Here is a 22976-nt window from a genome sequence, read left to right as displayed (position 1 = left end):
GGCCGCCCCGCTGTTCAGTAGCTGCGTCTGAGCCGCATGAAGGCGGGTCGTCCGTCCGGGTCGTACACCGCGCGGTAGGCCGGTTCGACGAGCCAACGGTGCCAACCCGGGTTTTTGCCGGCGGAAACCGGCACATGCGTGCGCAGACGTCCGGTGGGCCGGGTTCCGCGACGGCCGGACCGGTACCAGCCGTCGAGGTTCGCGGCACTTCTCCGCATCGTCCCGGCAGCCTGGTCGAGGTCGAGAAGGGTTGTGTCGTCCTGTGTCTCGACGTGCTCGCGCATGAGTTGCAGCCGTAGCTCGCGCGCGAAGTGGCGCGCCCCGTCTCCGAGCCCGGCCGGGTCTTCCGGTGCGCGCGGGTCGCGCCGCGAGTCGAGTACGGCGGCGGCGATCTCGGCGTCGTAGGTCCATGACCTCATGTTGAGGTTCGCGCTGCCGACCAGTGCCCACACGTCGTCGACGATGCACAGCTTGGCGTGCACGTACACCGGTAGCCCCCGGTGGTTTTCGATGTCGAAGATCTGCACCCGTGCCCCGCCGGCCTCACGCACCATGTCGAGCGCTTCGTGGTGGCCGAACAGGGCTGCCTGCCGGGAGAACCTGTCCTCCACGTCGCTGAATCGGGGCACCACGGCGATCAGCTGCAGCCCCGGGGTTCGGCGCAGCGCCGCCGCGAACAGGCGGGCGACGTCGATCGACCACAGGTACTGGTCTTCGATGTACACGAGTCGCTCGGCTCGGCTGAGCGCCTTGACATATGCCCTCGCGATGCTGCGTTCCCCGCGCGGCGCGAAGCAGCTGGTTCGGCGCCTCGGATACGTCCGCAGAATCTGCACCGCGCACGTTCCGGCAGGTGCGGGGTCGGACCGGGTCGGCAGTGGCACCGCCGCTTTCGGGAGGCGGTGTATCCGGTCGTTGGCCCACTCCCATGGCCGGCGCGACAGCGCGGTGCGGTCTTGCCAACGTTCACGGAAGGTGCGTTCGACGTCGGCGACGACGGGTCCGCGCAACTCCAATTGCACATCGTGTTGTGCGGGGGTACGACCGTATCGATCGCTGCTGGCGCTCGGTTGGGGATCACCGGCGTGTTCGGCGTCGTCGCGGTGGCCGTGCGCGCAGTCGATGCCGCCGAGAAATGCGACGTCCTCGCTTGGCCGCGCGAGATACCGTGCGATGAAAGCCTTCTGGTGATGTGAGCCGAAGGCTCGCACCCGTTGGTCGAGCATGACGTGACCGCCGGCGGCGTTGATGGTGCGGGCGGAGTCCCGGTTGGGGCCGAGCTGGTAGCCGAGCGCGGCCGGGTATGAGCGCCAGAGGAGCCCGCGGACGTGCGCGCCGCGTCGAGCCGCCGCCCGCAGCGCCCGCGAGACGGTCGGACCTTCGGTGCGAAGCAACTCCGTGCGGTCCATCCGCCAGCCCAGCAAGAGGAGCAGATCATCCTCACCGAGTCCTTCGCAGGCGGCGAGAAGGGCAGCGAAGTACGTGTCGCCGTGCACCAATGGCCGCACGGTGTTGCCTTCGGTGAAGGCGTGCAGTCCGCTCGCGTCGTTCCCGCGCTCCGCGGCCGTCAGCAGCCAGTCCTCCGGCGAGCCACCCCGAGCCGGCCCCAGCCCGGCCGCTTCGCGCAGGTGTGGCAGCAGCTCGACACCGTTGGGGGCCTTCACCACCGGGACATCGGAAACCTCCACGGAGCGAACGGTTCTCGCAGCGGGCGGGTCGACGGCCTGTCGCAGCCCCAGTGCAGCGATGCGCCCAGGCGCCCGGCGGACAAGATCACCGAACAGGGTGGGGTCGTGCCCTGCGTCGTCTCCGATCAATACCCACCGCACGTCGAGCCGGTCGGCGAGAACACCTTCGACGGCCGCCCGTTTTGCGGTCAAGCCGCCACCGAACAACCAGGTCGGCGCTTTGGTGTCCGGCGCTGCGAGCAACCGGCCCGCGGGGTATCCGTCCCGTTCAAGCATTCTGCGCAGCGAACGCCGATGCTTCTGGGGAACGGCACTCACGTAGACGACGACGGGATCGTCTCGTCCGCGCGCCAGTTCACCAACCAGGTGCGGCATTCCGAACACCGATCGCCTGTCCGTGGTCGATCGGCGCAGCCTCGACCGCACGCGCAGCCACTGCCGGGCAATTGTTCCCAACCGCAACATGCCGTCGATGTCGACGATCACGCCGATCGGCGCCGACTCATCCATCGCGTGTCCGTGATCGCGCCTCGACCTTCCGTTCCCGGGTCTCAGGACCGCAGTCGACGCTGCCGACGCACCCGCGGCTCATGACGCATCCGCCTCCTGCCGCTCATCTTGGAGACGGTCCTTGCTGCGCAGCAGACGAAGCAGGGTCACGAGCAGCAGACCGCCCACCACGTTGCCGACGACCGTGTAGCCGAACCACGTCGCCCAGTTGCCGTACCCGAATGGCGCACCGGCGATGAGCGCACCGAAGATCAACAGCGAGTCCAGAATCGAGTGGAACATCTGTAGGCCGGCCAGTAGGAAACCGCCGGCGACCGCGGCGGCGATCTTGCCGAACGTCGACTCGGTCCCGTGCTGCATGCGCGTCATCAACGTGATGACCATGCCGCCGAGCAGGGACAGCGTCACCGTCTCCGCCGACAGCGGGGCGGTGGCGAAGTGGGTGGCCGACTCGATGGTCTGCGCATGCAGTTTCGGGTAGGCCGTCATGATCAGCCACATGATCGCCCAGCCCCCAACGAGATTGGCGATCAGCGTCCCGCTCCAGAGCTTCAGCAGCTGCCCGACGCTGGCGCGTTTGGCCACGACCGTGGTGACCGGCACCAGGAACCCCTCGGTGAACAGCTCGCTGCGGCCGAGCAGCAGCGCGAGGAACCCGATCGAGAACGCGATACCGGCGAGCAGGTGGTTGTGCGTGGCGGCCAACACCGACAGGTAGGCGAGTACGCCGACCGCGACCTCGGTGCCGCCGAAGAAGCCGGTGACCAGAACTTCGCGCCACGTCCGGTGCAGACGCTGGGTGCCCTCGTCGACCATCCGCGCGAAGGCGCCCTCCAACTCGTCCTCGATCGGGCTGTTCGACTCACCCATCTGACGTCGCTGTGTCTCGCTCATGTGCGGCCCTTCCCCGAATCGATGACGGTCAGGGGTACCCGTCCGCCGCCGCGCCGAAGCACCCCGGCCCGTGCTCACGGCGTTGTGGGACGGCGACAACCGGCTGCGTCGAGGTTGTCGGGCACCGGCAAGCAAAGGGCGGCGATCGGGCTCACCATGGGTGAAAGAGGCAACAGCGCGAGAGGAGAGCACGGTGTACCGCCCGGGTCGCAACGATCAACCCCAGAACGTCGTTCGGTTGGGTGACGACCAGGGGTGGGCCACCTTCACCCTCCGCGTGCCCAGGTGGCCGGCGCTGATGCGTCTGCGGGGGCGCGATCCCCTGGTCCGCTCCGTGGATCGGATCGAGGCCCTGATCATGACCTTGGCCGTCGCCTTGTCACTGTTCGCCGTGCCGATCGCCGGCACCGTCGGCACCGCACTGTTCGACTCCAAGCGCGGGGCTCCCCACGCGGCGATGGAAGCCGTCACGGCCGGCGCACTCGTCCTGCTCGCTGCCCTCGGAACGGCGGCGGCTGTCGTGCTGATCACCCGCGCGGTGTGTAACCGCGTCCGCTCCGCCCGGTGGCAGCGGGGCCTCGACAGCCTGATCGACGGCCGGGGCCAGGCTCGTATGCAGTAGCGACCCGGGCCCGCCGGCCGCCTCTCGGATGTCCCAATCGGAAATCCCCCGGTGTCGCGATTCGTGATTTACACCCGGCCGCCGAGGCCCAACCATGGACCCAGCTAGCCAGGAGAGGCGGTTGGGATGACGATCAGTGCGGCCGAGCGCGCGCAACTGCGTTCGGCGGTGCGCGAGTTGCTGGGTGACAGGTGCACCGAGGACGACGTGCGCAGAGTGATGGCCTCCGACGACGGCTTCGACCGCGACTTGTGGCGCCGGCTCGCCGATCAGGGCTTGCTCGGCATGCTCGTCGACGACGAACTCGGCGGTCTGGGCTTCGGCGCACTCGAGCTCGAGGCCGTCGCCGAGGAGACGGGTGCGGCACTTCTGCCCGCTCCGTTCATCTCCAGCGCGGTGTTGACGGTGACGCTCGTGCAGGCCGCGGGCTCCGACGAGGACAAGCGCCGACTCCTGCCGGGACTCGCCGACGGCACGGCCATCGGCACCGTCGCGGTCACCGGACAGTCCGGCTCCTGGACGGCGCAAGGTGTCGACGTCGAGGCCGGCGCCGACGGCTCCCTCACCGGCGCAGCACACTACGTCACCTGGGGTCAGGTGGCCGATGTCCTGCTCGTCGTCGCGCGCACCGCCGACGGTGTCGGTGTCTTCGAGGTGGCGCCGGACGCCGAGGGTCTCACCCGCACCGCGGCAACGGTTTTCGACCCGACCGTGCGGTTGTCGACGTTCACCTTCGCTTCTACACCCGCGCGGCGGCTCGGCACCGCCGGATGGGACGCCGTACAGCAGGCCCTGGACCACGCCGTGATCGCCTCGGCCGGCGAGCAGGTGGGCGGCTCGCGCCGGCTCTTCGATCTGACCGTCGACTACCTCAAGACCCGCGTCCAGTTCGGTCGCCAGATCGGCAGCTTCCAGGCGCTCAAGCACATGGCCGCCGACCTTCTGATCGAGGTCGAGAACGCGACATCGGCCGCCCAGCACGCGGCCGCCGAGAGGGCCACGCGGAGCGAAAGTGCCGACGGGGCGGTCGCATTGGCCGGTTTCGCCTGCGCCGAGGCCTACGAGACCATCGCCATGAACGCGATCCAGATGCACGGCGGTATCGGTTTCACCTGGGAGCACCCCGCCCACCTGTTTTTGCGCAGAGCGCGCACCGGCCTGCAGTTGTTCGGCGGCCCGCGCCTGCATCGCGAGCGCTACCTCGTCTCGAGAGGTGCCTGACATGACTCCTGCGCAATTGGACGCCCTGCCCACCGCCGACGAGCTGCGCGCCGAGGTCCGGGAATGGTTGCGCGACAACTGGACTCCACTGCCCAAGTCCGACGACCCGTGGGTGTCGTCACCCGAGCGGATCGCCTGGCTGGAGAAGGTGCTCGACGCCGGCTACGCCGTGCCGACCTATCCCACCGAGTGGTTCGGCCGCGGATATCCGAGCGACCTCGCGGCCGTCATCGGCCAGGAGTTCTCGGCGATCAAGGCGCCGGGGTCGCGGCAGGACAAGTACAACATCCCGGCCAACACCACCCTCAAGCTCGGCACCGAGAGAATCAAACAGGATCTGCTGCGCGATTTCCTGGTCGAGCGGTCCCGCACGTGCCTGCTCTACAGCGAACCGGGCGCCGGTTCCGACCTGGCCAGCGTGCGCACCACCGCCGTCCGCGACGGTGACCAGTGGGTGGTCAACGGGCAGAAGGTGTGGACGTCGGGCGCGCTCACCGCCGATTACGCCCTGCTGCTGGCCCGCACCGATTGGGATGTGCCCAAACACAAGGGGTTGAGCCTGTTCATCATGCCGATGAAGCAGCCCGGCATCGAGGTGCGCCCGCTGGTGCAGATCACCGGTGAATCGCACTTCAACGAGGTGTTCATCAACGATGCGACCGTCTCCGACGACTACCTGCTGGGCGGCGAGGGCAACGGATGGCGCGCGCTTCAGACCGCGCTGGCCTACGAACGGTCCATCATGGGTGACAGTGGTCGCGGCTCGCGTAACCGCAAGGCGGACAGCCTGATAGAACTCGCCCGCGAGTACGGGGTCCTCGACGATCCCGCGGTGCGCTACCCGCTGGCCAAGGTGCTGGCCATGCGAGAGCTGAACCGGCTCAACAACGCGCGCGCGAAAGCCAGTACGTCACAGGGCACGTCGAGCTCGATCATGTCGCTGGGCAAGCTCGCGATGTCGAAGATCCTGCACACCGAGGCGGCGATGAAGACACAGATCATCGGCGCACAGGCCTTGTTGGCCGGCCCCGATAACCCGGTGGCCGACGACGTCAACTTCCTGACGCTCAACGCGTTCTTCACCTCGATCGGCGGCGGCACCGACCAGATCCAGCGCAACATCATCGGGGAACGCGTGCTGGGACTGCCCAAGGAACCCGAGGCAGACCGCGACATCCCGTTCCGCCAGGCCCGCAGGAGCTGACCCGTGCCCCACGCTGCCGCATACGATCCGCCGCTGTCGGGGATGCGGATCCTCGACCTGAGCTCGGGGCCGATGAGCGCGGTCGGCCGGCTGCTCGCCGACCTCGGGGCGCGCGTGACGGTGCTGCGCCTGCTCGGTGTCACCGACGACGACGCGGTGGGCCCGCACGTCGCAGGGGTAGATGTGCAGACCGCCATCGACCGGCACGGCATGGAGACGGTCGAGCTTGATCCGTCGACCGCGGCGGGCCGGTTCGAGTTCGCGAAATTGCTTGGCGGCACCGACATCCTGATCGAGAGCACCCGGCCCGGATCGCGCGCCGAGGCGACGCTGGCGGTGCGTGAGATCCGTAGGCAGCACCCGACGTTGGTGATCCTGCCGCTCAGCGACTTCGGCCGCGACAACGACTACCGCACCTGGCAGGGCAGCGGTCCGGTGTTCCACGCCTTGACCAGCGAGCTGTCGCGATCCGGCATCCCGGGCCGCGAGCCGTTGGTCCCGCCTGCCGAACTGCCCTTCCACGTGGCCGCCGCGCAGGCCGCGGTGATGGCCGTCGCGGTCTACCTCGACCGTTTGCGCACCGGTGAGGGTGACCTGATCGACTTCTCGATCCTCGAAGGGGCGATGCAAACGCTCGACCCGCCGTTCGGTTCGGCGGGCAGCGCGTCGGCCGGCGTCGCGGTGAAGCTGCAGCAGCGCGATTGGGACGCCGAACGTCAGCGCTACCCCATCATCCCCTGTAAGGACGGCCACGTCCGCATCTGCATCCTGGCCAAGCGGCAGTGGCGCGGCATGTTCACCTGGATGGGCAGCCCCGAGGAGTTCGCCGACCCCTCATACGACAAACTCGGAAAGCGGTTCCGCTCACCGAATCTGCTCGACGCGATCGCCGCTTTCTGCGCGGACAAGACCCGCGCGGAGCTGGAGTCCCAGGGTCAGGCCCACGGCGTTCCCACGGCGGCGGTGCTGACCCTGTCGGAGGCGTTGACCGCCGAACACTTCAGTGCGCGTGGCTTTTTCCGCGATGTGGAGCTGGCGCCCGGCGTCGTGGCCCCGATCCCGGTCGGTGTCTGCGAAATCGACGGCCATCGCGCCAGCGCACTCGACAGGGACTCGCATCGATCCGAACCCCTCACCGCCGCACCACTGTTGGCGAGTCGGCAGCGCCGGGCCGAGGGGCGGCCGCTGGAAGGGATCCGCGTCCTCGATCTCGGGGTCATCGTCGTCGGAGCCGACACCGGCCGGCTCTTCGGCGATCTGGGCGCCGACGTCGTCAAGATCGAACACTCCGCCCATCCCGACGGCCTGCGCGTCGGCAAGCTCACCACAATGACCCAGCCGTTCGCCGCGGGCCACCGCAACAAGCGCTCGATCGGGCTCGACCTGCGCACGGAGGAAGGTCTGGAACTCGCGCACCGCCTGGTGCGGGCCTCCGATGTGGTGCTGACGAACTTCAAACCCGGCGTCGCCGAAGCGCTGGGCATGGACCACGCGACGCTGCGACGGATCAACCCGGGCATCGTCGTGGTGGACAGTTCCGCTTTCGGTCCCAGCGGCCCGTGGGCCAACCGCCTGGGCTACGGGCCGCTGGTGCGCGCCGCCGTCGGGTTCACCAGTCAGTGGGTGTACCCGGGCGAGCCCGAGACGTTCTGCGACACCGTCACCGTCTACCCCGACCACGTCGCGGCCAGGATCGGCGCCCTGTCTGCGATTGCGTTGCTCCTGCGCCGGGAACGCACCGGCGAGGGCGGGTCGGCGAGCGTCGCCCAGGCCGAGGTGATGCTCAGTCATGTCGCCGCCGACATCGCCGCCGATGCTCTCGAGCGTGCCGGGCACCCCCGCTCCGGCACGGGACGCAGGACACCGTGGGGACTGTTCCCGGCCGCGGGCGACAACGAGTGGATCGCGATCACCGTGCGCGACGACGCCGAGTTGCAGGCGCTGCGCTGGGTCATCGGCCTGCCCGGCGACGGTGAGGTCGACCCCGACGCCGTGCGCGCCTGGACCGCGCGGCATTCGCGGATCGGGGCGATGGAAAGGCTGCAGGCCGCGGGCGTGCCCGCGGGTGCCGTCATGCACGCCGACGAGCTCCCGTCGTGGGGGTACTACCAGCAGCGGCGATCGTTCCGCGAGGAGCTTCACCCGCACGCAGACGTCCCGTTCACGATGGAGAACGTGCAGATCCACTGCGATCACGTCGCCGATCCCCCGTTGCTGCAGGCCCCGCTCATCGGCGAGCAGACCGCCGAGATCGCCACCGAACTCCTCGGCCTGAACCCGACGGAGATCGAGGCGCTACATCGGCGAAGGGTGCTCGAGACCACCACAGGCGACGTGCACGTCTGACCCGGGTGCACCGGTGATCTCGTAGCATTCGGGTGGCACGGCACCCGTACGAGACACCGCAGGAATGGACATCGACTTCACCAGGCTCAGGTACTTCGTCGCCGTGGCCGACGAACTGCACTTCAAGCGGGCTGCCGACAAGCTGATGATCACGCCGCCCCCACTGAGCAAGCAGATCAAGCTCCTCGAGAAGGAACTCGGCGGACCGTTGTTCGAGCGCGGCTACCACGACGTGCGGCTGAGCCCGCTCGGCGAACGATTGATCGGCCCGGCCCGCGAAATCCTGCGACAGGTCGAAGAGTTCAAAGCCACCGCGAAGCGCGGTGTGCAGGGTCCGGCTCCGCTTCGGCTGAGCGCCACCGCCTATGCGCCGTCCGACCTGCTCGCGCAACTGGAGACGGTGCTGACCGACCTGCCCGTCCCGACGGAGTTCGGAGTTCCCGGGTCGGGTACCGAGGTCGCCGCCAAGCTGATCGCCGGACAGGCAGAGCTGGGCCTGATCCACCTGCCCGCCGGTGACCAACGCCTGCGCCACAAGGTGGTGGCCAGCTATCAGGGTGCGCTCGCGGTGCGCTTCGACGATCCCCTGGCCGCCAAAGACCTTGTGGCGATCGACGAACTGCGCGACCGGGAGGTCGTGATCGACTTCGCCCGGCCCAATCCGGTGGTGCTGGCCGGGTTGACCCGACAACTCAACAGCCGCGGTGTTCACCGCATCGTCCGCACCACCAACCAGCGCGGCGGCGAACTCGAGATGGCCACCGCTGTGTTCAACCGGCATCTCGTCGCGCTGGTGAGTTACGCACCCGACTCGTTCATCGGCAAGATGTTCTCCCCGCCGGAGTTCAAGTTGGTGCCGATCGACGAAAGCAACTGGCCCCCAGCGCGAATCGCACTCGCTTGGGCGCCCGAGCGGCTGCGGAGCAGGCTCACCGAGGTCGAGCAGGCCGCCGAGCAGATCGCCGACCGGCTGGGGCCGGTGCATCGAGGTGCCTGAGACTTCACTCACCGACATCGCACAAGGGCTGGGCGCCGATCCCGACGCGCTGTTCACGGCCTTCGCCGCCTGGGCCGAGGCCAACGGCACCGTGCTGTATCCGGCGCAGGAGGAAGCGCTGATCGAGTTGGTCAGCGGCGCCAACGTCATCCTGGCGACCCCGACCGGTTCGGGGAAGTCGCTGGTGGCCACGGGCGCGCTGTTCGCGACGCTGGCCCGATCCGGTGCACGGCACGGCCGCAGCTTCTACACCGCGCCGATCAAGGCGCTGGTCAGCGAGAAGTTCTTCGCGCTGTGCAAGGTGTTCGGCGCGGACAACGTGGGCATGCTGACCGGTGACGCCGCGGTCAACGCCGAGGCACCGATCATCACCTGCACCGCCGAGGTGCTGGCCAACATCGCGCTGCGCGAAGGGGCCGACGCCGACATCGCGTTGGTGGTGATGGATGAGTTCCATTTCTACGGCGACCCGGACCGCGGATGGGCGTGGCAGGTTCCCCTGCTGGAGCTGCCGAAGGCGCAGTTCCTGCTGATGTCGGCGACGCTGGGTGACGTTTCGTTCCTGCGCGACGACCTCACCCGGCGCACCGGCCGGCCGACGGCGCTGGTGGCCAACGCCGAACGCCCAGTGCCGCTGTTCTTTTCGTATGCGACCACTCCGATGCACGAGACGATCGGCGATCTGCTCGAGACCGCGCAGGCCCCGATCTACGTCGTGCACTTCACCCAGGCCTCGGCGCTGGAGCGCGCGCAGGCGTTGATGAGCGTCAACGTCAGCACCAAAGAGCAGAAGGCCGAGATCCGGGAGATGATCGGCGCGTTCCAGTTCTCCACGGCCTTCGGCGCGACGCTGTCCCGGTTGGTGCGACACGGTATCGGGGTGCACCACGCCGGGATGCTGCCGAAGTACCGCCGGTTGGTCGAACAGTTGGCGCAGGCCGGTCTGCTCAAGGTGATCTGCGGCACCGACACGCTGGGTGTCGGCATCAATGTGCCGATCCGCACGGTGGTGTTCTCGGCGCTGTCGAAGTACGACGGGGTGCGCACCCGGCTGCTCAATGCGCGCGAGTTCCACCAGATCGCGGGTCGGGCCGGGCGGGCCGGCTACGACACCGCGGGCACCGTCGTCGTGCAGGCGCCCGACCACGAGGTGGAGAACCTCAAACAGTTCGCCAAAGTCGCCGACGACCCCAGGAAGCGCCGGAAGCTGGTGCGCCGCAAGGCTCCCGAGGGCATGGTGCCGTGGAACGAGTCGACCATGAACCGGTTGATCGAGGCCACGCCCGAACCGCTGACCAGCAACATGCGGGTGTCGACGGCGATGATGCTCGACGTCATCGACCGCCCCGGCGACCCGTTCGAGGCGATGCGGCGGCTGCTCACCGACAATCACGAGCCGCGCAAACGGCAGTTGCAGCACATCCGCGAAGCCGTCGGTATCGCGCGCTCACTGCTACAGGCCGGTGTGGTGGAGCGCCTCGACCAGACCGGTCCCGACGGCAGCAGATACCGGCTGACCGTCGACCTGCCGCCGAACTTCGCGTTGTATCAACCGTTGTCGACATTCGCTCTGGCCGCCGTCGATGTGCTCGATCCGACATCGGAAACCTCTGCACTGGATGTGGTTTCGGTGATCGAGGCGACGCTTGAGGATCCGCGCCAGATCTTGGCGGCGCAGCTGAACAAGGCCCGAGGCGAAGCCGTCGCCGCGATGAAGGCCGAAGGCATCGAGTACGACGAGCGCATCGAACTGCTCGACGACATCACCTACCCCAGGCCGCTCGAGGAGTTGCTCGAGCACACCTTCGAGGTCTACCTGCAGAGCAACCCGTGGGCCGCCGACGCCGCGCTGTCCCCGAAGTCGGTGGTGCGCGAGATGTGGGAACGCGCCATGACGTTTCGCGAATACGTCAGCGAGTACGGCCTGACCCGCGCCGAGGGGGCGGTGCTGCGCTACCTGTCCGACGCGTACAAGGCGCTGCGGTCCGGGGTTCCCGCCGCGGCCAGGACCGAGGAACTCAGCGATATCGTCGAGTGGCTCGGCGAGCTTGTCCGCCAGGTGGATTCGAGCCTGCTCGACGAGTGGGAGCAGCTGACCGACCCCGACCGGCCACATGACGCGCCGGCCGCGGCGCCGGTCGCGCCGCGCCCGCTGTCCGGCAACCAGCGTGCGTTCACGGCGATGGTGCGCAACGCGTTGTTCCGGCGGGTGCAGTTGTTCGCCCGCTTGCGCTGGGACGAACTCGGCGCTCTGGACAGCGGTTCGGGATGGACGGCGGCGCGCTGGGAGCAGGTCGGGCAGGACTACTTCGACGAGCATGACGACGTCGGCACCGGCGCCGACGCGCGCGGTCCGGCGCTGCTGATCATCGACCGTGCGCCCGAAGTGTGGCGGGTGCGGCAGGTTTTCGACGATCCTGCGGGCGACCACGACTGGGGCTTGGATGTCGAGGTCGACCTTGTCGCCTCCGACGAGGCCGGCGCGGTCGTCCTGCGGGTCGTCGACGCCGGCCGGTTCGACTGAGCGACGCGCGACGCCTTCCCGCCGAGTGTGGCCTTGCGTCACACTTGTCGCGGATTCGCGTGACACAACCCCACGCTCGGCGGAACGCTCTGTGTGATTACCGGTGAGCGCCTACGGGTACGGAGTCGGACATGACATCTCCAGACGAGAACGTAACGCCAGAGCCCGCCACCAAGGACGCCGACGTGATGGCGCCCGCCACTCCCGGAGCCGAGGCGCTGCCCCTGCCCGAGGACCAGGTCGACAAGCCCTCCGAAGGTTAGTTGGATCCGCGCCGGGTGGCCCGATGGAATCGGCCCGCGCGGCCTCGCGTTGGATCGGTTCATGGCGATTGACGATCTCTTTCGACCGTTCACGGTCCGCTCCCTGACGGTGCCCAACCGGTTCGCGATGGCCCCGATGACCCGTCAGGCCTCGCCGGGCGGGGTGCCGGGCGCCGACGTGGCCGGGTACTACCGTCGGCGGGCCGCGGGCGGGGTCGGGCTGATCATCACCGAGGGCATACGGCTACCGGTTCCGGCCGCCGGATACCCGGCCAGCGTCCCGACGATCGCGGGCGACGAGGTGCTCGCCGGCTGGCGGCGGGTCGTCGGTGCGGTTCACTCCGAGGGCGGAACGATCGCCGCGCAACTGTGGCATCAAGGCGTGCAGCGTGACGACGCCGACGGTGTGGTGCCCGTCGGCCCCTCGGGCGTCGACGGCCGCGGTCGGCCTCGGGGCCGGGCGCTCGAGGCCCGCGAACTACATCAACTCGCCGACCAGTACGCCGAAAGCGCCGCCACCGCTCGGGAAGTCGGCTTCGACGCGGTTGAACTTCACGGTGCCCACGGCTACCTGCTCGACGAGTTCTTCTGGGACCGAACTAATCTGCGCACGGACGAATACGGCGGGTCGCTGACCGCGCGCACCCGGTTCCCTGCTGAGGTGGTGGCCGCGGTCCGCGCCGCCGTCGGCCCGGACTACCCGATCATCTTCCGGTTCTCCCAGTGGAAGGGCACCGACTACACCGCGTCCATCGCCGTCGATCCGAGCGAATTGCAGGAACTGCTGGCGCCACTGGTGGATGCCGGGGTCGACGTTCTGCACCCGTCGACGCGCAGGCACTACGCACCGGCGTTTCCCGATCACGACGGCGAGTTGAGCCTGGCCGGCTGGACAAGGAAGGTCACCGGCCTGCCCGTCATCGCGGTCGGCTCGGTCGGGCTGGAGACGCAGTTCCGCAGCGAGAAGCAAGGCCAGGTGATCCAGCCTGCCCCCGTCGACCGGCTGGTCGAGCAGTTCGACGCCGACGAGTTCGACATCGTCGCCATCGGTCGGGCCCTTCTCGCCGATCCGGCGTGGGTCAACCGACTGCGCGACGGGAACCTCGACGGGTTCGCCGGATACGACCCCGAGATCGCGCTGGCAAAGCTCGCGTGAGCGTTCTCGGCGACACCTCGCGCCAATCGATCATTCCGATAGCGCGTCAATCGCCGCTTGGAGCTTGTCACCGACTTCCTCGGCGATCGGTTTCAGTCCCGGCTCCTCGGTGACGTCCACAAGCAACTGCGGGTTCATCGCCTCGACGAGCGTCGTTTCCGGGTCATCGGGGTCGGTGCGCACCACGACGTTGCACGGCAGCAGTAGACCGATCTGACGCTGCGCGTTGATCGCCCGGTGTGCCAGCGGCGGGTTACACGCGCCGAGGATGAGGTAGTTCTCCATGTCCTCGTCGAGTTTGTTCTTCAGCGTCGCCTTCACGTCGATCTCCGTCAGTACGCCGAACCCTTGTTCGGCCAGCGCCTCGCGGGTGCGTGCCACCGCTTCGTCGAACGATGTCTTCAGGCTCGTGGCCAGGGCGATGCTCATGATGACTCCTCTGTCGATCGTGAATGGTCAGGCCAGTGCGAGGAACAGCTTCTCCAGTTCGGCCTCGGTCATGGGCCTCTCGTTACCCTCTTGGTCGCCGGTCATGCATTCCCGCAGACCCGTCGCGACGATCTTGAAGCCGGCACGATCGAGCGCTCGCGACACCGCCGCGAGTTGAGTGACAACGTCCTTGCACTCGCGCCCCTGCTCGATCATCGCGATCACGCCGGCGAGTTGCCCTTGCGCGCGCCGCAGCCGGTTGAGCACGGCGCCGATGGCCTCTTGATCACCAACCATGGTGGTTCCTTTCGTCGTGGTTTCCATATTACCCGCGGGGGTATGCCTAGCCAGGCTCAACGCCTCGGCCGAGGTGACGATTCCCCTGGAACTGGCGTCGGAATAGATACCGGCTGGGGTAGGCTGTTATACCTCGGGGGGTATTTTCGCCGATCCTGGAGAGGGGTTCTGCTCATGTGTTACGCGGTCCGGTGCCCGACCTGCGGCAAGACGACTTGGGACGGCTGCGGCCAGCATGTTGACGAGGTGATGCGTTCGGTGCCCACCGCACAACAGTGCCGTTGTGAGCGGGTCACCGAGCCTCCGCGTCGCCCCGCTAACAGATTCTGGCGCCGGTAGCCGGGTACAGGACGTTGCATGGCATTGGCGGCAGGCCTGGGTCTCGGCGCGCTGATCGGCGTACTGCTGGGACTGCTCGGCGGCGGGGGTTCGATCCTCGCCGTGCCGGCACTGGTGTACGGGGTGGGTCTCGGCATCGAGGAGGCCATTCCGATCTCTCTGGTTGTCGTGGCCGTGGCATCAGCCGTTGGTGTGCTGCCCAAAATCCTTGCCGGGCAGGTTCGCTGGCGCATGGCGGGCATCTTCGCGGTGGCCGGTATCCCGGCGACCATCCTCGGCAGCGCCATCAGCAGACACCTGCCCGAGTCGGCGCTGCTGATTGGGTTTGCGGTCGTCATGGTGGTCGCCGGCATCCGCATGCTGGCCGATCCGGACAGCACCGGGTCCGCGTGCGAGGTGCGGGCGGGGCAGGTCAATTGGCGCCGGTGTGCGCCGCGGTCGATCGGGGCCGGTCTTGTCGTGGGCTTGCTGACCGGCCTGTTCGGTGTCGGCGGCGGCTTCCTCATCATCCCGGCACTCGTCGTGGTCCTCGGCGTCGAAATATCCACGGCCATAGGCACTTCGCTACTGATCATCGTCGCCAACTCGCTCGCCGGCATCTTCTCCCATCTTCAGGGCATCAGCGTCGACTGGTCACTCACCGCGACGTTCGTCGCCGCCGCGACGGCCGCCTCGCTGGTCGCGGGATACTTCGGCACCAAAGTCGACACCGATCGCCTGCAGCGCTGGTTCGCCTACCTCGTATTCGCCGTCGCCGCATACGTTCTCGTCGACACCATCTTCCTCCGTTGACCACAGAAGGGAAACCCATGGACGTCTCGATCATCGAAACCTCCGGACTCGGTGACCGCAGCTATCTGATCAGTCACGGCGACGTCGCCGTTGCGATCGATCCGCAGCGAGACATCGACCGAGTACTCGCTCTTGCCGGTGGCCTCAAGGCCCGCATCACCCATGTGCTGGAAACGCACCTGCACAACGACTACCTGACCGGCGGACTCGAACTGTCACGGACCGTCGGCGCCGAGTACGTGGTGCCCGCTGGTGACGACGTGAGTTACCGCCGACGTGCCGTCAGTGACGGTGACGTCATCGACGCCGGACAGATCCGGTTGGAGGCCATGCACACGCCCGGTCACACCCACCACCACATCAGCTATGTTCTTCGCGACGACAACGACGACGTGCAGGGTGTTTTCACCGGAGGATCGATGTTGTTCGGCACGACCGGGCGGACGGACCTGATCAGCGCGGATGCCACCGAAGAACTCACCCGTGCGCAGTACCACTCCGTCCGCAAGCTCGCCGATCGCCTGCCCCCCGAGACTCCGGTCTACCCGACGCACGGATTCGGCAGCTTCTGTTCGGCCACACCGGCTTCCGGTGATGAGTCGACCATCGGTGAACAGCGGCACACCAACCCGGCATTGACACAGGACGAACAGAGCTACGTCGACGAACTGCTGGCCGGACTGTCGGATTACCCTGCGTACTACGCACACATGGGCGTCATCAACGGCCGGGGACCGGCGCCCGTCGACCTGACATCCCCTGAGCCGATCGATCCCGCCGAATTACGGCGCCGCCTCGAGGCCCGCGAGTGGGTGGTCGATCTGCGCAGCCGGACCGCGTTCGCCGCCGGACATCTGCAGGGCTCGTTGGGTTTCGAGCTGTCGGGCTCGTTCGTCAGTTACTTCGGCTGGCTGTACGACTGGGGTGCTCCAGTGACACTCATCGGGGAGTCACCGGAGCAGATCGCCGACGCCAAACGTGAACTGGTGCGCATCGGAGTGGACCGGCTGACCGGAGCCGCCACCGGAAACATCGACGAACTGTGCGACGGATTCCCACTCGGCTCATATTGCGTCGCCGACTTCGGCCGGCTGGCCGACCAACGCCGAACGGAGGCGGTGACGGTGCTCGATGTGCGGCAGACCCACGAGTACGAGTCCGAGCGCATCCCGGAGGCGGTGAACATACCGCTGCACGAACTACCCAAGCGGCTCAACGACGTCCCGCCCTCAACGGTCTGGGTGCACTGTGCCTCCGGGTATCGGGCGTCGATCGCGGCGTCGTTCCTCGACCGCGCCGGCCACGACGTCGTTCTCATCGACGACGACTTCGACAACGCCACAGCCCAGGGCCTCACCGCGCGAACCTAGGGTTCGGAATCCTCGCAAACGGGCATGCAGCGCACATCCGCGCGAACGTGAGGAGCCCACATGGTGAGCCGGACGGCCGACAGAAGATCGACCTCCACAGTGCTGTTGGCACTTGTCGTCGGTGTGGCCACCGCGGCCACGCTCGTCGTCAACTACCTCGCCAACAGCCTGCCGATCAACGGCCAGACCACCGGTGACGTCACCCGTCGCGTCGAGGTGTACTTCGTGCCCGCCGGTTACGTCTTCTCCATCTGGAGCGTCATCTACCTCGGGCTGATCGCCTACACCGTGTACCTGGGTCTGGCACTCGCGCAGCGCCGTGCCGACAGCGGTGCCGCACGCGCGATCGCGCCCTGGTACGTGCTGACCGCCGCTGCCAACTGTTGCTGGCTGTTCGCGTGGCACCACAACCAGTTTCCGCTGAGCATGCTGGTGATGGTGGTGCTGCTGGTCGCCCTCATCGTCATCTACCGCCTGCAAGCCTCGCGCCCACCCACGTCGACGCTCGAGCGGTGGACGGTGCACATCCCGTTCCGGGTGTACCTGGGCTGGATTTCGGTCGCGACCATCGCCAACGCGACCATCACCCTCGATGACGCCGGCTGGTCGGGTTTCGGTCTCTCGGAACCGACCTGGGGCGTCATCATGGTCGCGGTGGCGGCCGCACTCGGACTGGTGATGAATCTGCGCCACCGCGACATCGCCTACGGTCTCGTGATCATCTGGGCATTGATCGGCATCGCGGTGCGCCTAAGCGACACCACATCGGTCCTGATCGCCTCGTTGGCCGGTGCGGCGGTGGTAGGCATCGCCGTGCTCATCGCCGCGCAACAGCTGCGCAGCCGAACCGCCTGACGGGCATACACACGTGCTTGCGCGGCTTGGTCAGTTGAAAATCCGAGGTGATCTCGGCGGCGCGAGCCGGAGACATCTTGAGCAGTTTCTCGTTGTACGGCTCCGCTCGCCCCCGCTGCGCAGCGGTGACCCGCACCGGACAGTCCTCCGTAAGCACCTCGGCGCGAAGCGATTCGGTGAATCTGCGGACTTCGAATTTCGTCGTGCAATACGCCGACATGGATGCTGTCCGAGCAAGCTGTTCAAGCTGGAGATGTTCACGAGATGCCCGTCGCGCGAGGCGATGAGGTGCGGTAGAAACTCCTTCGTGCCGTTGATGACGCCCCACAGGTTGACGTCGACGATCTGTTCGTATGTCTCGTAGTCGTTCTCGAGCAACGGGGCGGCACCGCACCGCGACGCGCAAGACCGATGGCCAACGCACGTTCGATACCCGACTCGGCGCCGGTGACCACCGCTACCTTCCCGTCGAAATCTGTCACGGCTCGTCAGCAACGCCTGCGCTGACATTTCGCGATGCCACTGCCTCGTATGCGTCCAGATCGAAATGTTTCGTCTGCCGGCGGAACCGGAACGTGAAGTCGGGCCACAGGGTGGTGTTGTTGCCGTGGGCGTCCAGATACCAACTGGCACAACCCCCGGTCATCCACACCGAGCCTGCGAGCTTGTCCTGCAATTCCTCGTTGTAGGCGTCCAGTACGTCCTGGCGCACGTCAACACGGCTCAGGCCGCGGCTCGTCATCGTGGTGATGGCATCGACGACGTAGTTCACCTGCGATTCGATCATGTACACCATCGATGTGTGCCCGAGTCCGGTGTTGGGTCCGATGAGGATGAACATGTTCGGGTAGCCGGCGATCGTCGTGCCCTTGTAGGCACGCATGCCCTTGTCGGCGAAGGTCTGACTCAGGCTCCGTCCGTCGCTACCACAGATGGTGTCGAACATCGGCGAATCGGTGACGTGGAATCCGGTCGCCACGATGATCGCGTCGACCTCACGAGCGGTGCCGTCCTTGGTGATGATGCGGCGCCCGTCGATCTCGCGGATGCCGTCGGTGACGAGATCGACGTCGTCGCGGTCCAGCGCCGGATACCAGTCATTGGCGATGAGCATGCGCTTGCAACCGATTCGGAAGGTCGGCGTCACCTTGCGTCGCAACTCCGGATCGCGGATCTCTGTGCGGATCTTGGCGCGGGCGATCAACTCGAACAGCTTCATCAGGCGAGGGTTCTTCGCCAGTCCGACCACTTGGGTCTCACGGGCCGCGTAGATGCCCGCCCGGGCGAGCCACAGAACTCCGGGGATGTTGCGGAAGACCCAGCGCTCGGCGCGGGTGAAGGGGCGGTCGAAGCGGGGCAGCAACCAGGGCGCCGTGCGCTGATAGACATCGATGTGGGCGACCGCATCAGCGATCGCCGGAACGATCTGGATCGCCGAGGCCCCGGTTCCGATGACCGCCACCCGTTTACCGGTCAGGTCCGCGTCGTGGTTCCACTGCGCCGAGTGGAAGAGCTCACCGTCGAAGTCGTCGATGCCCGGGATGGCGGGCAGTGACGGTTCGGCCAGGGCGCCGAACGCGCCGATGAGCACGTCTGCCGTCAGGGTTCCGCGGGTCGTCGAAAGCTCCCAGCAATGGCGCTCCTCTTGCCAGGCGGCTCTTCTGACCTGACATCCGAAGACGTGCCGATCGAGAACGCCTGCGCGGTTCGTGACGCCGCGGATGTATTCCTCGATCTCCGGCTGCGTCGAGAACGACCGGGTCCAGTTCGGATTCAGCGCGAACGAATACGAGTACAGATGCGAGGGCACATCGCACGCTGCGCCGGGATAGGTGTTGTCGCGCCACGTCCCGCCGACGTCGTTTCCGCGTTCCAGGACGACGAAGTCGCGGTGTCCGGCCTCGTTCAGCCTCACCGCCGCACCGAGACCGGAGAACCCGCTTCCGACGATGGCGATTCGCGTGTGGCCGGGGAGGTCCTGTGGCTGCGACCCAATCGGTGGTTCGTCAGGCACGATGCCCCCTCGCGCGAAGCTTCCTGCTTACGGTGTAGGAAACAAGTAGCCGCTTGCGGCGGTCCTTACACACGGGACCGGACAGCGGTGGGAACGTGTTCCGTGTACAGGCGCGATGTGTATGAGATATGACAAAGCCATGCCGGAATCGACGGTTCGCCCGCCCGGGGCTCCGTCCGCTTTCCGGTACCCGGGGCTCACCGGCCGCCGCGGCCTCCTGCGAGATGCGGTGAAGCGACTCGCCCGTATCGATCTGCTTCCCTCCGACACCACCGCGCGGGCGTTCATCGCCGGCCTGAACGAGGGCGACCCCGTCGCCGAACGCTTCGTCGCCGAGACCTACCACGGCGAGCTCGGTGCGAGGAAGGCCCGCGAGCTGGTCGAGAAGGCCCAGCGAGAAGGCATCGACAATGTGCCCGAGGCACCCGAGTCGATGCGTGTGCTGTTCGAGGAATTCGAACAACTCCCCAAGTGGGTCGACCCGGACCTCGTCGAGGAGGGAGCGGCCGTCTGGCGTCGCTGGGCCTACGCACTGGGCGCACTCGGCAACGCCGGCACCAACGACACCTACACCGAGGGCTGGCTGGCGGTACCCCTGTCGCTCTCCGGCGGTTACGCCGGCCAACGCGCGCTACACCGGTATCTGGAGACATCGCGGTGGTGGATCGAGGTCTGCCGGCCGGGCGCCATTCTGACGCCAGGATCGTTGGGGCGCAACATTTCCCTGCATGTGCGGATCATGCATGTCAGTGTCCGCGATCGTGTCAGAGCGCACCCGGAGTGGGACGCCGAGCGCTGGGGTCTGCCGATCAGCCAATCGGCCATGCTGCTGACGCTCTTGGGCGGCAGCGTCGCACCGGCGTTCGGCCTGTTCCTCCTCGGCCACCTCACCTCACCGCGGGAAATGCGCGCCGTTCTGCATTTCAACCGCTACTGCGGTCACCTCGTCGGGGTTCGATGCGACGGCTACTTCCCCGAAACCGTCGCCGATGCTTGGCGCATCCTGTTCATGTGCGATGCGGCGCGCAGCTATGACAGCGCGGACAGCGGCACCGAACTCGTTCAGTCCTTCGTTCCCGCCTTCGCGCCCGCGGCCGCGCACCGCGGCCTGGAGCGGCTTCGCGCCGAGTACCACTACCGCCTGCAAGCCGGGTACCTCGGCTTGTACATGCTGCCGTGGAATCGTCGTCGCTACCGGCTACCGTCGGCTCTCCCCGGAATCCTGTTGCTTCTCAGCCGCTTTCCCATGATCCTCACACTCGAGATCGCGCGACGGTGGTCGCCGAAGGTCGACCGCTGGTGGCAGGCATCGAACCTCGAGCGGTGGGAGAACTGGCTGCAATGGCAATCCGACGGCAAGGCAGCGGCTTTCGAGGCCGCCGTACCGTTGCGCCGCTGATCACGCCCGCGACGGCACCAGCGACGGACTGCCGACACCGATGGTGATCTGCGGCGCCGCCGCGGGATCGAGCCATGTCAGCAGTGTGCGCATCTCCTCGCGCCCGATGGCCACACAACCCCACGTCGGATTCCCGTCGGTCACGTGCAGGAAGATTCCCGACACCCGTCCCGGGATACGCCGCGGGTTCACCGTGATGTTGACCGCGTAGTCGTAGACGGGACCGGAGTCGTACAGGTTCTCGGCGATCGATGACGGTTTACGAGGCCCACGCACGTGGGTGTTGTACGTGGGTGAGGAGGCGTCCTCATCCCACCAGTCCTGGTTCGTGGTCTGGAAGTACGGCATCTTGGTGCCCGGGTTGGGTTGGCGGCCGAAGGCCTGGTCGAACGTGAAGGTTCCCACCGGCGTGCGGTGCACACCGTCGGCGGGTGCGCCCACGCCGAGGGCACCCACTTTGGCCGGCGTAGGCCCCAGGACGGGTTTCCATTGCTGTCCGGTCCGCTGAAAGGCGGTCAGGGTGCCCGATGTGGCGTCGGCGGTGGGTACGCCGACGACGATCCACTGCGTCGTCCGGGCGGTTGCGGCGGCAGGCTGCGCCGCCGCGGGCGCGGCGAGCGGCGACGTCAGGAGCGCAACACCGAGGTACGCCAGTGTCTTTCGCAGTCTCACGGGCTACCTCGGGAACGTAATCGGGCACTCGAATGCAGAATCGAGACATCGTATCCGCGGTGTATGACATGCGCCGGTCCCCGAAACCTGTTCGCGGCCAATATGAGACAGTGTCGCTACTTGGCTCAGCCGGTTCGGTTGATCGGGTGGCCTGGATTTGTCGGACCCTTCTGTGATGATGTGGTCATGTCGGTCGCTTCTTCAGATGTCCAGGTGGATGTGGGTCCACACGAGCGTTTGGTGGGCCTGTTGGGGCAGTTGGCCGAGTTGTCGGGGCAGCGTAACGCCATCGATGGGCGCATCGTGGAACTCATCGCCGAGATCGACCGCGACGCGCTGTGGGCACACGCCGAAGGTGTGCGTTCGGTCAAAGCGCTGGTGGCCTGGAAACTGGGCATGGCAGATGCCACCGCCAAAAACGTGGCCGCCGTCGCCCAGCGCTTCGAGGAGTTCCCCCGCTGCACCTCCCAGATGCGCCAGGGCCGCCTGTCACTGGATCAGGTCGGGGTCATCGCCCAGTACGCCGGGCAGGGCTCAGATGAGCACTACGCCGAGATGGCCTCGCTGGCCACAGTCAACCAACTACGGTTCGCGATCAAACTCGAACCGCGCCCCCAACCCGAACACCGCGACCCCCCACGCGGCATCAGCAAAACCGTCGGCGAGCAGGCCACCACCTACCGCATCACCCTGCCCCACCTCGAGGCCGCCACACTCGAGGCCGCCCTGCAATCACACCGCGACGCGCTGATCAACGAGCACACCGCCGATCACGGCCCCGACACCGGCACCGACACCCACGAACGCCGACAGCTCGGCGATCTACGGTGCCGCCCGCCGTTTCCCACCCTGGCCGATGCGTTCATGCGCCTCGTGCACACCGGCTGGGATACCGAGGCGGCCCGACGCCCCCACGATCAACACACCACCGCCATCGTGCACCTGGACCTGGACAAACCCGCGGCCTGGCCGCATCTGGGACCGGTGCTATCCGAAGCCGAGCGGCGCATGCTGTTGTGCGACACCACCTGCCAGGTGTGGCTCGAACGCCACGGCCAACTCATCGGATCGGGGCGCTCCACGCGGGTGATCAGCCGCCGACTACGCCGAGCACTCGAACACCGCGACCGCACCTGCCAAGTACCCGGCTGCTGGGCCACCCGCGGGCTACACGCCCACCACATCGTGCACTGGGAAGACGGCGGACCCACCGAACTGCACAACCTAATACTGGTGTGTCCGTATCACCACCGCATGCACCACCGCGGCCAGATCATCATCACCGGCCCCGCCGACCAACTCCTCGTCACCGGCAGCGACGGCCGACCCCTAGACCCCGGATCACTCGCACACCCACCCACCCAACCACCACCAACGGTCCCAC

General features: G+C 67.2%; 21 protein-coding genes. 14 read left to right on the top strand and 7 right to left on the bottom strand.

Features of this window, described 5'->3' with window-relative positions:
* Positions 1 to 14 precede the first annotated feature (14 nt).
* Together AU198_RS15370 and AU198_RS15365 are read right to left on the bottom strand one after the other, a co-directional pair.
* Positions 15 to 2198 (bottom strand): phosphatase domain-containing protein, encoded by a 2184-nt coding sequence (locus AU198_RS15370; RefSeq protein ID WP_064349019.1) that lies wholly within the window; start codon positions 2196 to 2198, stop codon positions 15 to 17.
* 78 nt (positions 2199 to 2276) lie between these two features.
* Complete coding sequence (locus AU198_RS15365) at positions 2277 to 3092, bottom strand: formate/nitrite transporter family protein (protein ID WP_064349018.1); 816 nt, start codon at positions 3090 to 3092, stop codon at positions 2277 to 2279.
* Between the two features lie 193 nt (positions 3093 to 3285).
* On the opposite strand from AU198_RS15365, the gene AU198_RS15360 reads away from it, so the two are divergent.
* The 8 genes from AU198_RS15360 (at position 3286) to AU198_RS15330 (ending at position 13425) form a co-directional block, all read left to right on the top strand.
* A complete protein-coding gene (locus AU198_RS15360) occupies positions 3286 to 3714 on the top strand; it encodes a hypothetical protein (protein ID WP_064349434.1) in 429 nt (142 codons plus the stop codon).
* A 126-nt stretch (positions 3715 to 3840) separates the two neighbouring features.
* On the top strand, positions 3841 to 4935 hold the full coding sequence (locus AU198_RS15355) for an acyl-CoA dehydrogenase family protein (RefSeq protein ID WP_064349017.1): 1095 nt from the start codon (positions 3841 to 3843) through the stop codon (positions 4933 to 4935).
* A gap of 1 nt (position 4936) precedes the next feature.
* Positions 4937 to 6139: an acyl-CoA dehydrogenase family protein gene (locus AU198_RS15350; protein ID WP_064349016.1), complete on the top strand. Its 1203-nt coding sequence runs from the start codon at positions 4937 to 4939 to the stop codon at positions 6137 to 6139.
* Between the two features lie 42 nt (positions 6140 to 6181).
* Complete coding sequence (locus AU198_RS15345) at positions 6182 to 8485, top strand: CaiB/BaiF CoA-transferase family protein (RefSeq protein WP_064349015.1); 2304 nt, start codon at positions 6182 to 6184, stop codon at positions 8483 to 8485.
* A 64-nt stretch (positions 8486 to 8549) separates the two neighbouring features.
* Positions 8550 to 9482, top strand: coding sequence for a LysR family transcriptional regulator (locus AU198_RS15340; RefSeq protein ID WP_064349014.1), 933 nt, complete (start codon positions 8550 to 8552; stop codon positions 9480 to 9482).
* Complete coding sequence (locus tag AU198_RS15335) at positions 9475 to 12006, top strand: DEAD/DEAH box helicase (protein WP_197416123.1); 2532 nt, start codon at positions 9475 to 9477, stop codon at positions 12004 to 12006. The genes AU198_RS15340 and AU198_RS15335 overlap by 8 nt, the downstream gene beginning before the upstream one ends.
* Before the next feature lie 131 nt (positions 12007 to 12137).
* A complete protein-coding gene (locus AU198_RS26835) occupies positions 12138 to 12269 on the top strand; it encodes a hypothetical protein (protein WP_263987676.1) in 132 nt (43 codons plus the stop codon).
* A gap of 61 nt (positions 12270 to 12330) precedes the next feature.
* Entirely contained in the window at positions 12331 to 13425 is a 1095-nt protein-coding gene (locus tag AU198_RS15330) for an NADH:flavin oxidoreductase (protein WP_064349012.1), read from the top strand.
* A gap of 30 nt (positions 13426 to 13455) precedes the next feature.
* Here AU198_RS15330 and AU198_RS15325 read toward each other — a convergent pair whose 3' ends face one another.
* Together AU198_RS15325 and AU198_RS15320 are read right to left on the bottom strand one after the other, a co-directional pair.
* The gene (locus AU198_RS15325) at positions 13456 to 13854 is read right to left on the bottom strand and encodes a DUF302 domain-containing protein (RefSeq protein WP_064349011.1); all 399 of its coding nucleotides are present in this window, start codon (positions 13852 to 13854) and stop codon (positions 13456 to 13458) included.
* A 27-nt stretch (positions 13855 to 13881) separates the two neighbouring features.
* A complete protein-coding gene (locus AU198_RS15320) occupies positions 13882 to 14151 on the bottom strand; it encodes a metal-sensitive transcriptional regulator (RefSeq protein ID WP_064349432.1) in 270 nt (89 codons plus the stop codon).
* A gap of 174 nt (positions 14152 to 14325) precedes the next feature.
* Here AU198_RS15320 and AU198_RS27030 point away from each other — a divergent pair, with 174 nt between their 5' ends.
* The 4 genes from AU198_RS27030 to AU198_RS15305 are packed head-to-tail and all read left to right on the top strand — an operon-like array spanning position 14326 to position 17507.
* Positions 14326 to 14490, top strand: coding sequence for a DUF8730 family Cys-rich protein (locus AU198_RS27030; RefSeq protein ID WP_502689293.1), 165 nt, complete (start codon positions 14326 to 14328; stop codon positions 14488 to 14490).
* Positions 14491 to 14508: 18 nt separating this feature from the next.
* On the top strand, positions 14509 to 15282 hold the full coding sequence (locus AU198_RS15315) for a sulfite exporter TauE/SafE family protein (RefSeq protein ID WP_064349010.1): 774 nt from the start codon (positions 14509 to 14511) through the stop codon (positions 15280 to 15282).
* 17 nt (positions 15283 to 15299) lie between these two features.
* A complete protein-coding gene (locus AU198_RS15310; protein WP_064349009.1) occupies positions 15300 to 16652 on the top strand; it encodes an MBL fold metallo-hydrolase in 1353 nt (450 codons plus the stop codon).
* Between the two features lie 60 nt (positions 16653 to 16712).
* The gene (locus AU198_RS15305) at positions 16713 to 17507 is read left to right on the top strand and encodes a TspO-related membrane protein (RefSeq protein ID WP_064349008.1); all 795 of its coding nucleotides are present in this window, start codon (positions 16713 to 16715) and stop codon (positions 17505 to 17507) included.
* A gap of 30 nt (positions 17508 to 17537) precedes the next feature.
* Here the strand turns inward: AU198_RS15305 and AU198_RS25820 are convergent, their stop codons facing one another.
* Positions 17538 to 18017, bottom strand: a complete 480-nt coding sequence (locus AU198_RS25820) for an SDR family NAD(P)-dependent oxidoreductase (protein ID WP_231744680.1) — start codon at positions 18015 to 18017, stop codon at positions 17538 to 17540.
* Entirely contained in the window at positions 17986 to 19521 is a 1536-nt protein-coding gene (locus tag AU198_RS15295) for a flavin-containing monooxygenase (RefSeq protein ID WP_197416122.1), read from the bottom strand. The genes AU198_RS25820 and AU198_RS15295 overlap by 32 nt, the downstream gene beginning before the upstream one ends.
* A 121-nt stretch (positions 19522 to 19642) precedes the next feature.
* On the opposite strand from AU198_RS15295, the gene AU198_RS15290 reads away from it, so the two are divergent.
* On the top strand, positions 19643 to 20920 hold the full coding sequence (locus tag AU198_RS15290; protein WP_231744679.1) for an oxygenase MpaB family protein: 1278 nt from the start codon (positions 19643 to 19645) through the stop codon (positions 20918 to 20920).
* Here AU198_RS15290 and AU198_RS15285 read toward each other — a convergent pair whose 3' ends face one another.
* Positions 20921 to 21592, bottom strand: a complete 672-nt coding sequence (locus tag AU198_RS15285) for a L,D-transpeptidase family protein (RefSeq protein ID WP_064349005.1) — start codon at positions 21590 to 21592, stop codon at positions 20921 to 20923.
* 186 nt (positions 21593 to 21778) lie between these two features.
* Between AU198_RS15285 and AU198_RS15280 the strand changes: the two genes are divergently transcribed.
* A partial coding sequence (locus AU198_RS15280; protein ID WP_082691067.1) for an HNH endonuclease signature motif containing protein occupies positions 21779 to 22976 on the top strand: 1198 nt, incomplete at its 3' end.

Source organism: Mycobacterium sp. GA-1199, assembly GCF_001500045.1.
In the GTDB taxonomy this organism is placed as follows: Bacteria; Actinomycetota; Actinomycetes; order Mycobacteriales; family Mycobacteriaceae; genus Mycobacterium.
Note: the sequence above shows the minus strand (reverse complement) of the source record. Positions and strands in the feature narration are given on the sequence as shown.